Genomic DNA, 13,245 nt, shown 5'->3' with positions numbered 1-13,245 from the left:
CTGGGGCAGATTTAAACGTAAGTTGTTGACATGCTAAAGCTATTAGTTTAGAATTTAGCCCGATTAACGGAGGACAAAATGAAATTAATTGTAATCGGTCTTGGGCAATGCGGCAGCCGCATAGCGGATGAGTTTGCCCGTATGGATAAAAGAGCCCGCTCCCAGCGTAACGTGAGTATCTGCCCGGGAGTGTTCGCCGTAAATACCGACCAGGCTGACCTTTCAGGTCTGGTCACCATCAAACCTGACCACCAGCACCGCATACTTATCGGCGGGCGTAAAACCGGCGGCCATGGGGTAGGTAAAATAAATGAACTGGGTGCTGAAATTGCCAGAGCAGATGCCGACAAGGTTATAGATGCCCTGCGCACTACCAAGCGTTTTTATGATGCAGACGGTTTTCTGGTTATTGCCGGTGCGGCCGGCGGTACCGGTTCGGGTTCGGTTTCCATTATCGCCCAGCATATCAAAGAGCGCTACATGGACAAACCGGTTTATGCCCTGATAGCCCTGCCCTTTGAGCATGAGGAGAAAACCGAAGAGCGCACCGTCTACAATACCGCTGTCTGCTTAAAATCAATCAGTTCGGTTGCAGATGCGGTTATACTGGTGGAAAACCAGCGTTATGTCCGCAAGGATTTTTCACTCCGCTACAACCTTTCCAAGATAAACTCTCTGATTGTTGAGCCTTTCTGGGATTTGCTGTGTGCCGGTGAAGAAAAGAACTCCAAGTACATCGGTGCCAAGACTATGGATGCCGGTGATATCATCCAGACCATTTCCGGCTGGACGGTTATCGGTCACGGCAAGGCCCGCGTCCGCACCTTGACCCTGCCCTTTGATAAAACTGACCATTTCCGGATGAAGAGCGTTTCCAACTACAAAGGTATCCGGGCTATGGATGAAGCCGTAAGCGAGCTTTCGCTCAAGATTGACCCCCGTGATGCCGGACGGGCGCTGTTCCTTATTTCCGCCCCTGCCAAAGAAATAAATATGGATATCATAAAAGAACAGGGTGACTGGCTGCGTGAGATGGCACCGAACGCCATTATCCGCAACGGTGACTACCCCCGCGAAAAAGACACCATGACTGTAACCGTTATTTTCTCCGAGTTATCTGACCTTGAGAGGGTACGCTACTACTACAACCGCTCCACCAGCATGATGCCGGTAATCAAGCAGCGTCAGGCTGACCTGGCGGACAGGCGGCGAGATATTGATGAACTCAGCAGAGATATTCCTTCCCTGCTTGAATAACCCCTAAAACACCACGGCACTTTGACGGCTTCGGAAATTCCGAAGCCGTTTTTTATTGCCCGCAGCTACCCATCTGCCCGCCGATAAATATTATTAATTAATACCACCTTGCTATATTAATTTTCTTAATTTATATATTGACTTTTTTAATTTTTCACCATATAATACTGATATAAGTTAAATAACTACCCGGAGGTACACAATATGGCAAAAGACTGGCAGGAACTGACCAAGCTCACCCAGGGAGCAACCGTAACGGTTGAGCGGGTCAAACTGGCATCTTCAGGCATTGCCATTGAGGGGAGCTTTGAGCTGCCTGCTTTGGCCAGACTCTCCGCCGAAGACCAGGTGTTTGTAATGGCCTTTGTAAAATGCCACGGCTCTATAAAAGACATGGAAAAGTTTTTCGGTATCAGTTACCCCACCGTGAAAAACCGCCTGCAGCGGATAGGGGCAAATTTCAGCTTTGTTGAAAACTTTCCCACCCCACCCACAACCAACGAAGATGATAATGTACTGGCAGAACTGGAAAAAGGCGGAATCTCAGTAGACGAAGCTCTAAGGAGGTTGCAAAGATAATGTACTGGCCACCTATGCTTCTCTGGGCGGGCATACCATTCGGCAAGGGCGGCGGAAGCTTTCCGCTGATACTGCCGCTTTTCCTGATATATCCCATTGTACTGGCACTAATGATTGTATTTGCACCTTTCATGCTGCTGGCTATCTTACTGACCTGGTCAAGCGGCAGAGGCCGCTTCCTCTTGCTTATCGGCCCATATTCATACCGCTTGTGGTGTGCCCTCAGAGGTATGAATGCAGATATCCGCGACAATAAAACCCGTATAAAAGTACAGTTTATATAAGGAGGAATATTAAAAATGTCTGAAAATGCTAAAAAAATACTGCAAATGCTTTCCGAAGGCAAAATAACCGTAGACCAGGCCAACAAACTGCTTGAAGCGCTGGGTAATGAAGACCCAAAACCCGCCCCGGCTGCCGCCATAACTGCCAAAGGAGTACCCAAATACCTGCGGGTAATAATAAACGGCACTGACGAAGACAGTAATGCCAAGGTCAATGTGCGCGTTCCAATGGCTCTGCTGAGAGCCGGAATCAAGCTGGCATCCATACTGCCGGCAGATGCTACCAACGAAATAGACCATAACCTGAAGGAAAAGGGGGTCAACTTTGATTTCAAGAACCTGCGTGAAGAGGATATTGAACCCCTGATTGAGGCTATGACCGAGATGGAGGTAGACGTAGACAGTGAAGGCAGCAAGGTAAAGGTATTTACTGAATAAAAGAGCAAACCAGCCTGTATACCAGGCAGCCAAATGCCGGAAATAACTTACCCGGATAAATAAAAAACGGCTAAAAAACACAGGGTGCAACCGGAAAACCAGCCGCCGTCTGCACCCTGCCCGTATGTTACACCCCGGATATCTTCCCCACCTGGCAAATCAGCGGGGATTTTTCATACCTTGTAGCTAAATATCTGCCCGAAATTGCTTTGGAGAATAACACTTTTAGGGTATAATATGGCAGATATGACCTGTCAGGTATTTTACCGCAAATGGCGCCCCCAAACTCTGGCTGACCTTGTCGGCCAGGAACACGTTGCCCACACCCTGAAAAATGCCCTTTCAAGCGGGCGTATTGCCCAGGCCTATCTTTTCTGCGGCCCCAGGGGTACGGGCAAAACCAGTACCGGACGCATTTTGGCTAAAGCGGTAAACTGCACCACCAACCAGGGAAAGGGCGAACCCTGCAATACCTGCCCCATGTGTTTATCCATAACCGAGGGCAGCTCTATGGACGTAATCGAAATAGATGCCGCCTCCAATACCGGGGTAGACGATATCCGTGAGCTTAAAGAAAAAGTCCAGTACGCCCCGGCACTGGCGAACTACAAGGTTTATATAATAGATGAAGTCCATATGCTTTCCAACAGTGCCTCAAACGCCCTTTTGAAAACACTTGAAGAACCCCCGCCCAGGGTTATATTTATACTGGCCACCACTGAAATCCACAAGGTACTGCCCACCATTATGTCCCGCTGCCAGCGGTTTGATTTCCACCGGGTATCCCTTTCGGATATGAGCCGCAAACTGGAAAAAATAAGCCAGGCGGAGGGCATAAATATAGAACCGGAGGCTTTAAAACTGATAGCCCGTTCAGCCGGGGGCAGTTTCCGTGACGGTGAAAACCTGCTTCAGCAGATAGCCACCACTTACGGTACCGAAATAAGCCTGCCCCAGGTGCAGGCGGCTTTGGGTATCAGCGGGGATGAACGCATAAAAACCCTGGCGGAAAATATACTTAAAAAAGATATCAAAAACGGGCTGCAAACCCTTAATGCCGTCGTGGCGGACGGGATTGATCTAAAGCAGTTCCGCCGTGAACTGCTGGATTACCTCCGCCAGATTATGCTCCTAAACAGCGAGGCGGAAGGCAGCCTGGAACTTACCGCAGATGAGAAAAAAGCCCTGCAAAAAGTGTCAGCCATAACCAACCTGGAGGGCATTACCAAAGCTATAAAGGCCTTTAGCCAGCTTGATTTCAGTTCAGATACGGCCTCCAGCCTGAGTTTTGAGCTGGCGCTGGTAGATGCTTCGCTTAATCCGGATACTGCACCGGCTACTATACCCCCCCAGGCCGAATTACCAGCCCCTAAAACTGAAAAACCGGCGGTATCTAATGAGCCGCCGCAGAAAGAAGCCAAAGCAGAAATCCAGGATAAAACCAAGAATGCTTCAGAACCGGCCGCTGCCTCCAGAAACGGGGCTAAAGAATCTGCCCCCAAACTTACCAGAACGGCTATACCTGTGGAAGAAAAACCCAAATACACTGCCCCCGCCCCGCCCAAAGAAGAAGAAAAAGTGCTTATAGGGGCCGGGGATGTGATTGAACAGCTAAAGGTCAGCTGGAAAAACATACTTGACCAGGCACCGGACAACCTTAAACGCTCAGCGGCAGTAGCCATACTCCGCAGCGCCGGTGTCCGCCCGGTCTCTATAGAAAAAAATGTGGTCACTCTGTCTTTTAAATACAAATACCACAAAGACAAGATTGAAGAACTGGAAAACCGCAAGGTTACCGCCGAAATTATTTCAAATTTCGTAGGCAGGACATGCACTTTGGTATGCATATCCGAAGCCGAAACCAACCATTTGGTCAAAGAAGCCCAAAAACTGGGAGCCCAGATTATATCAGTGGAGGAAAAGTAAAGCGTGAACATGAACATGATTAAGCAGGCCATGGAGCTTAAGTCTAAGCTGGACAAAGCCCAGAAAGAACTGGCAAAAGTAATAGTGGAGACTGAAAGCGCCAAGGGTGCTATCAAGATAAAGATGAACGGCCAGCAAAAAATACTGTCCCTCAGTATTTCACCTGACATCATCAACCCGTCCAAACCCAAAGACCTGGAAAATGCCCTGACTAAAGCTTTCAATGATGCTTACGAAGAGACTAAAAAAGAAGGCTCAAAGCAAATGCAGGGACTGATGGGGGATGTTAAAATTCCGGGTCTGATGTAATATTTCGGCAGGAGACTTTGTTGAAGGATACTTCTTTACCGTCTACAGCCGGTGCAGTAAACAAGCTTATAGATTCGCTGGGCAAACTCCCGGGCATAGGCCCGAAAAGCGCCCAGCGGCTGGCTTTTTACCTGATGCGGGCGCCTGAAGAACAGGTTCTGGCTCTTTCAGATACTATCCGCAGTATCAAGAACCAGATAAGCCAGTGCCGTATCTGCTTTAACGTGGCTGACAGTGAGCTTTGCCCAATCTGCCAGAATACCAAACGCGAAGCAAACAAGATTTGCGTGGTGGAACAGCCGCAGGATATTTTGGCACTGGAACACGTGGGCGTCTACCGCGGTTATTACCATGTACTGCACGGGGCTATTTCCCCCACCGAAGGCATCACTTCCCAAAATATACGCATAAACGAACTTATGAGCCGCCTGAATGACGGGCAGGTAGATGAGGTTATTTTAGCTACCAACCCCACCACCGAGGGTGAGGCTACCGCTATGTACCTTTCGCGCCTGATAACCCCGCTGGGTATAAAAGTAACCAGACTGGCACGGGGTTTACCCTTTGGAACCGAACTGGAATATGCTGATGATGTAACCTTAAGCCGGGCCATGGAGGGACGCCAGAACTTTTAGTTTTCCTTTCCTGACTTGAGCCCGAAAGGAGGCAGGCTATGACCAGACAATCTAAAAAATACTCCCAGAAGGCAGGTATGCTGCCAGGCTCAGTAGTATTTATAGGCGAAGGAAAGACAGAGCCAGCCAGCCTCAGCCTTAGCTCGTATACTCCGGATTCCTACCAGCCGCTGCCTTTAAAAACCCTGGCGGACTGCAGTACCCAGGTTAAACAGTCCGGCGGCATAGTCTGGGTAAAGGTCAGCGGCCTTCAGGATACTGCTATGGTGGAGGAACTGGGTAAATGCTTTAACCTTCACCCCCTTACCCTTGAAGACGTGGTCAATACCGAGCAGCGTCCCAAACTGGAAGACTACGGCAATTACCTCTTTGCCGTTATCAAAGCACTTCACTGGGATTCCGAGCTTAAGAAAACCCGCTCAGAGCATATCAGCCTGATACTGGGTAAAAACTTCCTGATAAGTTTTCAGGAACACCAGAGTGATATTTTTAACCCCATTCACCAACGTTTACAGTCAGATAACGGGCGGATTCGGAAACTAGGAGCAGACTATCTGCTCTATTCCATACTGGATATAATAGTAGACGGCTATTTCAGTTTGATAGAGGGCTTCGGAGATTATCTGGACGAAATAGAAGAACAACTTCTATCCTCCCCATCCTCCCAAACACTCAAACAGATTTCAGAGGCCAAAAAAGAAATGCTCTTTATCCGTAAATCTATCTGGCCGGTCAGGGAGACCGTGGCAGCCATTGAACGCAGTGAAACGCCCCTGATAGATAAAAGCAGCCACATATATTTCCGTGACATTTATGACCACCTTATCCAGCAGATAGATACCGGCGAAACCTACCGGGATATGCTTTCCAACATGATAGATATTTACCTTTCCAGCCTATCCAACCGCATGAGTGAGGTCATGAAGGTTTTAACTATATTCGCTTCCATTTTTATACCCCTGACCTTTATCGTAGGCATATACGGCATGAATTTTGATATCCCAGAGCTCCGCTTCAGTTGGGGGTATCCCGGTATACTTTTATTCATGCTAGCCATAGCTTTAATATTAGTATTGTTTTTCAAGCGGAAGAAATGGCTTTAAATTGTCAGACACAAACATCCGGATAGAATACAACACACTCATAAACCGGCTTAAATCACTGGCCAATGCGGATAATGTGGCTGGTATGGCCCGCTTCGGTATATCCAGCGCCAATACCCTGGGAGTGAGCGTAAAAGATATCCGCCCGCTTGCCAAATCCGCCGGGCATAATCATGCCCTGGCACTTTTACTCTGGGATTCGGGTATTCATGAAGCCCGTATAATGGCCAGCCTGATTGCTGAAAGCAAAAAGGTCAGCCAAGAGGAGATGGAAAGCTGGGTCAAAGACCTGGATTCATGGGATATCTGTGACCTGTGCTGCAACAACCTTTGGTCAAAAACCCCATTTGCTTACGAACAGGCCTTGGCCTGGACCTACCGCCGGGAGGAATACGTCAAACGGGCGGGTTTTGTATTACTTACCGCTTTGGCAGTCCATGATAAAAAAGCGGCGGATGAAAAATTTATCTCCTTTTTCCCCCGCCTGCTGGCAGAAGCATCTGATGAACGCAATTATGTAAAAAAGGCGGTTAACTGGGCACTCCGCCAGATAGGCAAACGCAATCTGAGCTTAAACCAGGCCGCTATAGCCCTGGGGCAGGAGATACTGGACTTAAATACCAGAAGCGCCAGATTTATAGCTACAGACGCTTTGCGTGAATTAAAAAGCCCCCAGGTGCAAAAACGTCTGGCAATCAAACAGGAAAAACAGCCTCACAGCTAAAAACCCGGCTTATAAGTTCAAAAGACCCGAAACCGCTTTACCTTTTGAGCTTAAACATATAATATCATTTGGTAAAGACCAAACATCAGGCAATACTCTTAGCAAAACCGAAAAGACAGATTATAAATGACCAAACCCCATGACTTTAAAACCAGAGCAATTATAGTTCGTAAGACCAAATGCGGGGAAGCTGACCGTATCTTAAGTTTGCTCACCCCGGACCTGGGGCTGATACAGGGTTTTGCTAAAAGCGTCAGAAAAACCAAAAGCAAACTTTCAGGCCACCTGGAGCTTTTTTGTTATTCGGAAGTATCTCTGGCCAGAGGCAAAGCTATAGATACGGTAACCGGCAGCCAGACTATCCAGAGTTTTCTAAACATCCGCAGCAGCCTTCAGCTTTCGGCCATGGCCTTTTATGTCTGTGAGCTGGCTTTTCACTTCTCACCCGAGGAATCTGCCAACCCGGCTATCTTTCAGCTGTTGCTTTCCACCCTGGAGGAACTGGACAATACAACTCAGGCAGAACTATGTACCAAATATTTTGAAATACACCTGCTGGAAATGAGCGGATACAAACCGGAACTGCGTGAGTGTGCCAACTGCCACCAGAAACTGCTGGCTACCACCAATTATTTCAGCCCGGAAAGCGGCGGCATAATCTGCCCTGATTGCCGGAATACCCAAACCGGCATACCTATTTCGGTAAATGCGGTGAAAGTATTGCGCTATATTCAGGAAAATGATATCCCGAACATATACCGTCTGAAAATCAACCGGGAAATATTGTCTGAGCTGGAGCTGGCAATACGTGCCAATATCCGCTTTGTGCTGGAAAAAGAACCCAAAGCCCTGCTCTGGCTGGACAGCCTGAGAATGGCTAATCTATAAGCGGAAAACAAGGCGGACAGCGGTTAAAAAAAGAGGTCTTCACGGGATTCCTCTGCCGGAATATCCTTTGTATCCAAGTGTTTTTTAGAATAATGATTTCTAAAACTATATATTCCCAAAGCTAACAGCACCACAATAAAAACTACCTGAACTATACCCACAATAATAGGAATAATAGACTCTGATACATCCATGTGTTTTTTTATCCATTTTGTATTATTTGTGACTTTGCTCTGGAACGCCAGAAATTATAGCACTTTTATATAATATTTCAAATATTATCTGGAATATTCTTATACCATTTATCCCTTTTATACCTTTAATAAATTTTAACAAACTAAACAAACCACAGGCATTATCTTTGCCATAGCTGCAGTGATAGCATATAATAGCTTTGAAAATCCCAGTTACAAGAGAGTAGTCTATGCCGGAAGAATATCTGAACGCCCAAAAGATGGAAAAACTGGAACGGATAAAGAGCCGGGGTATAAACCCCTATCCAGCCACTTTCCACCCCAGCCATACCAGTGTCCAGGCAGTTGCCTTGCTGGCCGAACTGGAAAAACAGGAGAACCCGCCAAAGGAAATTCTGAGGATTGCCGGGCGGATTATGACCCTGCGCGACATGGGCAAGATTTCTTTCATGGATATACGTGACGGCAGCGGCAAAATACAGGTTTTCTGCCGCCAGAATGACCTTGACGAAGCCAGTATAGAGCTGCTTAAAGATTTGGATTTGGGTGATTTTATAGGTGCGGAGGGAAGCCTTATGCGTACCCGCACCGGTGAACCCAGTCTGGCAGCCACCAAAATAAGCCTGCTTTCCAAATCCCTGCTGCCCCTGCCTGAGAAATGGCACGGCCTGCAGGATGTGGAAAAACGCTACCGCCAGCGTTACCTGGACCTTATTTCCAATGCGGACGCCCGCCAGACCTTCCTTACCCGCAGCCAGGTTATCAGTGCCATCCGCAGCTTTATGAGCAGCAAAGGTTTTCTGGAGGTAGAAACCCCGGTTCTTCAGCCTGAGGCAGGCGGGGCACTCGCCCGCCCCTTTATTACCCATCATCAGGCTTTGGACTGTGATTTTTATATGCGGATAGCTTTGGAACTGCACCTGAAAAGGCTGATTGTGGGCGGTTTTGACCGGGTATATGAGATAGGGCGGATATTCCGCAACGAAGGGGTTTCCACCCGCCACAACCCCGAATTTACCATGATGGAAAGCTACCAGGCTTATGCTGACTATAAAGACGTTATGGATTTCCTTGAGGAAATGGTTTCAAGTGTGGTGAAAGAAATAAGCGGCGGATACACCGTGCCGTTCGGGGATACCACCCTGGATTTTACCCCTCCCTGGCCCCGCCTGAGCATGCGTGATGCCGTAAAACAATATGCCGGTATAGATTTCTTTGATTTCCCCACCAAAGAGGCTTTAGCCGCGGAAATGACCCGCCGCAAACTGAAGGTAGACCCCGCCAAGGACTGGGGCAAACTGGTTGATGAGCTGGTGGGTGAATTTGTAGAACCCCGTTTGATTCAACCCACTTTCCTTACTGACCACCCGGTGGCCATGTCCCCGCTGGCCAAGCAGAAGCCGGAAGACCCCCGTCTGACAGAACGGTTTGAAGTCATTTGCGCCAATATGGAAATAGCCAATGCTTTTTCCGAACTGAATGACCCGGTAGAGCAAAGGGCGCGTTTTAAAGAACAGCTCGAAAAGCGCAATCAGCTGCGTACGGAAGAATCCGAAAGTATAGACGAAGACTTTTTGGCCGCTCTGGCATATGGTATGCCGCCCACCGGCGGTCTGGGTGTAGGTATTGACCGTCTGGTGATGCTGCTTACCAACCATGACTCTATCCGCGAGGTTATTTTGTTCCCCGCACTGAAAGACCGGGAAGACAAGGGCGAACAGGAATAATTGATATTACTCTGGCAGAAGGAGACCTTTCATGCTTGATTTGAAATTTATAAGAGAAAATACCGAACTGGTACGTAAAGCGGTAGCCGCCCGTAATACCGATGCCCCCATTGATGAGATACTGGAGCTGGATAGTTGCCGCCGCACTCTCAGCCAGGAGCTGGATACCCTTCGCGCCAAACGCAAAATAATAGCCAAGCAGCGGGATGAGGCCGCCATTGAAGAAGGGCGGATATTACGCGGCAGGATAAGCGAGCTTGAGACCGAGCTTTCAGAAGTAGAGGAAAAACTGACTGACCGCTTGCTAAGGGTACCCAATATCCCGGATGCATCTGTACCTGTGGGCAAAGACGAAAGCGAAAACGTAGTCCTTTATTACCGGGGAGAAAAACGTAATTTCAGTTTCACCCCCAAACCCCACTGGGAACTGGGAGAAGCGCTGGATATTATAGATTTTGACCGGGGTATCAAGCTTTCCGGTTCGCGCTTTTATATTTTAAAGGGCGAGGGCGCGCGCCTTCAGAGGGCACTTATTGCCTTTATGCTGGACCTGCACACCCGCAAACACGGCTATACCGAAATCTACCCGCCCTACATGATAAAAAGGGAGTGTCTGGTAGCGTCTGGTAACCTGCCCAAATTTGCTGACAATTTGTACCATGACGCAGAGGAGGACTACTGGTGGGTGCCTACCGCCGAAGCCCCTCTGACTAATTTGCACCGTGACGAAATACTTTCTGTGGAGCAACTGCCCATTCATTACGTAGCCTACACTGCCTGCTTCCGCCGCGAAAAAATGTCTGCCGGTAAAGATGTGCGCGGCATAAAACGGCTGCACCAGTTTGACAAGGTTGAACTGTATAAATACTGCAAACCGGAAGACTCTTTTGACGAACTGGAAAAGATGGTGGCAGATGCTGAAGAAATAGCAGACGCCCTGAAGATACCCTACCGTTTAAAACAGCTGGTCACGGCTGATATCAGTTTCGGTTCAGCCAAGTCTTATGATATTGAAATGTATTCGCCGGGTGTTGACGAGTGGCTGGAAGTTTCTTCCTGCTCTAACTGCACAGATTTTCAGGGCAGGCGGGCGAATGTCCGTTTCCGCCGCACCCCTGAAGCCAAACCCGAATTTGTCCACACCTTAAACGGCTCAGGGCTGGCCCTGCCCAGGGTGATGATATCGGTTATAGAAAACTACCAGCAGCCGGATGGAAGCATTGTTGTTCCCGAAGTACTCCGCCCCTTTATGGGAGTGGATGCTATCTGCTAAGAAAAGGACTGTTTTATTGGAGATAAAACCCTTTGAACTGGAACGTTACTTTGCCCGGCATGAGTTTTCCGCCAGATACCTTATGTCAAGCTCAGACTGCGAATCGCTGGCACTCTCTGCCCTGCTGGCACTGGCGGATACCGAGTGCCGCAGTCTCTGGCAAAACCTGAAGCTGGGATATACCTATTCAGACGGACACCCCCTGCTCAGGAATGAAATAGCCAAACTGTATCAAATAACCGCCCCGGCGGATATCTTAACTGTTGTACCCGAAGAGGGCATTTTTATAGCTTTAAACTGCTTGCTTAAAAAAGGCGACCACGTTATCTGCACCTTTCCCGGTTACCAGTCACTCTACCAGCTGGCGGAAACCCTGGGCTGCGAAGTAAGCCACTGGATTCCCGAAGAAGAAAACGGCTGGAGGTTTAACCCTGATTTTCTGGCTCAAAACATCCGCCCGAATACCAGCCTGGTAATCACCAATTTCCCACACAACCCCACCGGGGCCATGCCGGACAGGGAAGACTACGCCCGCATATTGGAAATAATAAACAAACATAATCTTTGGCACTTTTCAGATGAAATGTACCGCCTGATGGAATATGCCCCTGATACCCGCCTGCCTGCCGCCTGTGACCAATCCTCAAGGGCTGTCAGCCTGGGAGGGCTTTCAAAATCATTCGGCCTGCCGGGACTGCGAAGCGGCTGGCTTGCCTGCAGGGATGAAGATATGCTTTCCAAAATGGCCGGATTTAAAGACTATACTACCATCTGCGGCAGTGCCACAGACGAAATACTGTCTGTAATAGCCCTTAGAAACAAGCAAACTATTATATCTTCCCAACTGAACAGGCTAAACCAAAACTTAACGCTGCTTGAAGACTTTATGGGCAGGCACAAGGCGGATTTCAGCTGGGTAAAGCCCAAAGCCGGTTCAGTCTGCTTTCCCCGTCTGAATAAGAATAGCCTCTGTATGGATTTTTGCCGTCAGGTTTTAGCAAAAGCAGGTATTATGCTTTTGCCTTCAGAAGTGTACGGCTATGGCCAAAACCACTTCCGTATCGGATTCGGACGGGCAGATTTCCCTGAAGTGCTGCAGGTCTTTGAGGACTATATAACGGCAAACTCAACCCTCTAAACAGACTTATTTGCCTTTTAGTATTTATTGGTTCTTATTTTCTGTTTTTTAGACTATAATATCCCTTAGATTATTTGAGAGGGGCTTTATGACTGTCAGCAAACATTTATCTAAAAGTATCCGTTCACAAAAACAGCCGCTCAAATAAACACTAATTTATAGCCGTTAAATGGCCAAAACAACGCAAAATATAACCCGAATCTGAAAGGTGAAACCTGAAAAATGCGAAGCAGATATCCGGTACTACAATTCATAATAATAGTTTTAAAAATACTGGCGGTGCTGATAGCCCTAGCCGGTTTGGTTATGTCTATTTACGTTATGACAGGACAAAGCGTCACGTTTTTTGAGATAGCATCCAGCTTTTCGGTTTTTGCCGGTATTATGGGCATTTTAGGTTCGCTGATAACCGGCGTACTTATTTTTGCCTCAGCCGAGCTTATGCAGTGCCTGATAGATATTGAACGAAATACCCGTAAAACTGCCCGCCTTTTAAATACCAACTAAACGCCGGTGTTTTGGGACTGCAGCACACAGACACCATATGTTTGAACGGATACCTAAATCAGCTTTGACGCCGGATTTGCCAGCAGGTATAATATGCCCGCAGTTTATTCTGATAATGCATAGCGGAAAGAGTTAGCCTTAGCTCTATCCAGTACCTGGAGGGGTGTCCGAGCGGTCTATGGTGACGGTCTTGAAAACCGTTGTTCCCGAAAGAGAACCGTGGGTTCGAATCCCACCCCCTCCGCCATTTATGCCAAAAGTAA

Annotated in this window: 15 protein-coding genes and 1 tRNA gene; 15 read left to right on the top strand and 1 reads right to left on the bottom strand. The window is 48.1% G+C overall.

The features are described 5' to 3' along the window. Nucleotides 1-78: 78 nt before the first annotated feature. The 10 genes from ACE6F3_RS05185 (at nucleotide 79) to recO (ending at nucleotide 8,143) form a co-directional block, all read left to right on the top strand. Nucleotides 79-1,257: a tubulin/FtsZ family protein gene (locus ACE6F3_RS05185; protein WP_010936364.1), complete on the top strand. Its 1,179-nt coding sequence runs from the start codon at nucleotides 79-81 to the stop codon at nucleotides 1,255-1,257. A gap of 204 nt (nucleotides 1,258-1,461) precedes the next feature. Next, a complete protein-coding gene (locus ACE6F3_RS05180) occupies nucleotides 1,462-1,836 on the top strand; it encodes a DUF2089 domain-containing protein (RefSeq protein ID WP_041341593.1) in 375 nt (124 codons plus the stop codon). Next, nucleotides 1,836-2,120 carry a hypothetical protein gene (locus ACE6F3_RS05175; RefSeq protein WP_041223345.1) on the top strand — a complete coding sequence of 95 codons (285 nt, stop codon included), beginning with the start codon at nucleotides 1,836-1,838 and terminating at the stop codon, nucleotides 2,118-2,120. Before ACE6F3_RS05180 ends, ACE6F3_RS05175 begins: the two co-directional genes overlap by 1 nt. 15 nt (nucleotides 2,121-2,135) lie before the next feature. Beyond that, nucleotides 2,136-2,558: a hypothetical protein gene (locus tag ACE6F3_RS05170; RefSeq protein ID WP_041341589.1), complete on the top strand. Its 423-nt coding sequence runs from the start codon at nucleotides 2,136-2,138 to the stop codon at nucleotides 2,556-2,558. A gap of 237 nt (nucleotides 2,559-2,795) precedes the next feature. Further along, nucleotides 2,796-4,484 carry a DNA polymerase III subunit gamma/tau gene (gene dnaX, locus ACE6F3_RS05165; RefSeq protein ID WP_077975172.1) on the top strand — a complete coding sequence of 563 codons (1,689 nt, stop codon included), beginning with the start codon at nucleotides 2,796-2,798 and terminating at the stop codon, nucleotides 4,482-4,484. A 9-nt stretch (nucleotides 4,485-4,493) separates the two neighbouring features. After that, nucleotides 4,494-4,793 carry a YbaB/EbfC family nucleoid-associated protein gene (locus ACE6F3_RS05160; protein ID WP_010936359.1) on the top strand — a complete coding sequence of 100 codons (300 nt, stop codon included), beginning with the start codon at nucleotides 4,494-4,496 and terminating at the stop codon, nucleotides 4,791-4,793. Between the two features lie 20 nt (nucleotides 4,794-4,813). After that, nucleotides 4,814-5,428, top strand: a complete 615-nt coding sequence (gene recR / locus ACE6F3_RS05155; RefSeq protein ID WP_041341583.1) for a recombination mediator RecR — start codon at nucleotides 4,814-4,816, stop codon at nucleotides 5,426-5,428. Nucleotides 5,429-5,466: 38 nt separating this feature from the next. Further along, entirely contained in the window at nucleotides 5,467-6,531 is a 1,065-nt protein-coding gene (gene corA, locus ACE6F3_RS05150; protein ID WP_324665242.1) for a magnesium/cobalt transporter CorA, read from the top strand. 1 nt (nucleotide 6,532) lies between these two features. Continuing rightward, the gene (locus ACE6F3_RS05145) at nucleotides 6,533-7,255 is read left to right on the top strand and encodes a DNA alkylation repair protein (RefSeq protein ID WP_324665244.1); all 723 of its coding nucleotides are present in this window, start codon (nucleotides 6,533-6,535) and stop codon (nucleotides 7,253-7,255) included. A 126-nt stretch (nucleotides 7,256-7,381) separates the two neighbouring features. Beyond that, nucleotides 7,382-8,143, top strand: a complete 762-nt coding sequence (recO, locus tag ACE6F3_RS05140; protein WP_041341576.1) for a DNA repair protein RecO — start codon at nucleotides 7,382-7,384, stop codon at nucleotides 8,141-8,143. A 23-nt stretch (nucleotides 8,144-8,166) separates the two neighbouring features. Here recO and ACE6F3_RS05135 read toward each other — a convergent pair whose 3' ends face one another. Next, complete coding sequence (locus ACE6F3_RS05135; protein WP_010936354.1) at nucleotides 8,167-8,337, bottom strand: hypothetical protein; 171 nt, start codon at nucleotides 8,335-8,337, stop codon at nucleotides 8,167-8,169. Nucleotides 8,338-8,567: 230 nt separating this feature from the next. Between ACE6F3_RS05135 and lysS the strand changes: the two genes are divergently transcribed. From lysS to ACE6F3_RS05110, 5 genes are all read left to right on the top strand, one after another. Then, nucleotides 8,568-10,064: a lysine--tRNA ligase gene (gene lysS, locus ACE6F3_RS05130; protein ID WP_324665247.1), complete on the top strand. Its 1,497-nt coding sequence runs from the start codon at nucleotides 8,568-8,570 to the stop codon at nucleotides 10,062-10,064. Nucleotides 10,065-10,095: 31 nt separating this feature from the next. Then, the gene (gene serS, locus ACE6F3_RS05125; protein WP_324665248.1) at nucleotides 10,096-11,337 is read left to right on the top strand and encodes a serine--tRNA ligase; all 1,242 of its coding nucleotides are present in this window, start codon (nucleotides 10,096-10,098) and stop codon (nucleotides 11,335-11,337) included. A 16-nt stretch (nucleotides 11,338-11,353) separates the two neighbouring features. Next, nucleotides 11,354-12,475, top strand: a complete 1,122-nt coding sequence (locus ACE6F3_RS05120; RefSeq protein ID WP_324665250.1) for an aminotransferase class I/II-fold pyridoxal phosphate-dependent enzyme — start codon at nucleotides 11,354-11,356, stop codon at nucleotides 12,473-12,475. A 222-nt stretch (nucleotides 12,476-12,697) separates the two neighbouring features. Then, nucleotides 12,698-12,982 carry a hypothetical protein gene (locus tag ACE6F3_RS05115; RefSeq protein WP_010936350.1) on the top strand — a complete coding sequence of 95 codons (285 nt, stop codon included), beginning with the start codon at nucleotides 12,698-12,700 and terminating at the stop codon, nucleotides 12,980-12,982. A gap of 157 nt (nucleotides 12,983-13,139) precedes the next feature. Then, nucleotides 13,140-13,229, top strand: a tRNA-Ser gene (locus ACE6F3_RS05110). The last annotated feature ends 16 nt before the right edge of the window (nucleotides 13,230-13,245 follow it).

The sequence above is a fragment of the Dehalococcoides sp. THU4 genome, assembly GCF_043231265.1.
Lineage (GTDB): Bacteria > Chloroflexota > Dehalococcoidia > Dehalococcoidales > Dehalococcoidaceae > Dehalococcoides > Dehalococcoides mccartyi.
Note: the sequence above shows the minus strand (reverse complement) of the source record. Positions and strands in the feature narration are given on the sequence as shown.

Excerpts from the sequence above, each read along its gene's own strand:
- ACE6F3_RS05185 (WP_010936364.1), top strand. The coding sequence starts at position 79 with ATGAAATTAATTGTAATCGGTCTTGGGCAATGCGGCAGCCGCATAGCG.
- ACE6F3_RS05180 (WP_041341593.1), top strand. The coding sequence starts at position 1,462 with ATGGCAAAAGACTGGCAGGAACTGACCAAGCTCACCCAGGGAGCAACC.
- ACE6F3_RS05175 (WP_041223345.1), top strand. The coding sequence starts at position 1,836 with ATGTACTGGCCACCTATGCTTCTCTGGGCGGGCATACCATTCGGCAAG.
- ACE6F3_RS05170 (WP_041341589.1), top strand. The coding sequence starts at position 2,136 with ATGTCTGAAAATGCTAAAAAAATACTGCAAATGCTTTCCGAAGGCAAA.
- dnaX (WP_077975172.1), top strand. The coding sequence starts at position 2,796 with ATGGCAGATATGACCTGTCAGGTATTTTACCGCAAATGGCGCCCCCAA.
- ACE6F3_RS05160 (WP_010936359.1), top strand. The coding sequence starts at position 4,494 with ATGAACATGATTAAGCAGGCCATGGAGCTTAAGTCTAAGCTGGACAAA.
- corA (WP_324665242.1), top strand. The coding sequence starts at position 5,467 with ATGACCAGACAATCTAAAAAATACTCCCAGAAGGCAGGTATGCTGCCA.
- recO (WP_041341576.1), top strand. The coding sequence starts at position 7,382 with ATGACCAAACCCCATGACTTTAAAACCAGAGCAATTATAGTTCGTAAG.
- ACE6F3_RS05135 (WP_010936354.1), bottom strand. The coding sequence starts at position 8,337 with ATGGATGTATCAGAGTCTATTATTCCTATTATTGTGGGTATAGTTCAG.
- lysS (WP_324665247.1), top strand. The coding sequence starts at position 8,568 with ATGCCGGAAGAATATCTGAACGCCCAAAAGATGGAAAAACTGGAACGG.
- serS (WP_324665248.1), top strand. The coding sequence starts at position 10,096 with ATGCTTGATTTGAAATTTATAAGAGAAAATACCGAACTGGTACGTAAA.
- ACE6F3_RS05115 (WP_010936350.1), top strand. The coding sequence starts at position 12,698 with ATGCGAAGCAGATATCCGGTACTACAATTCATAATAATAGTTTTAAAA.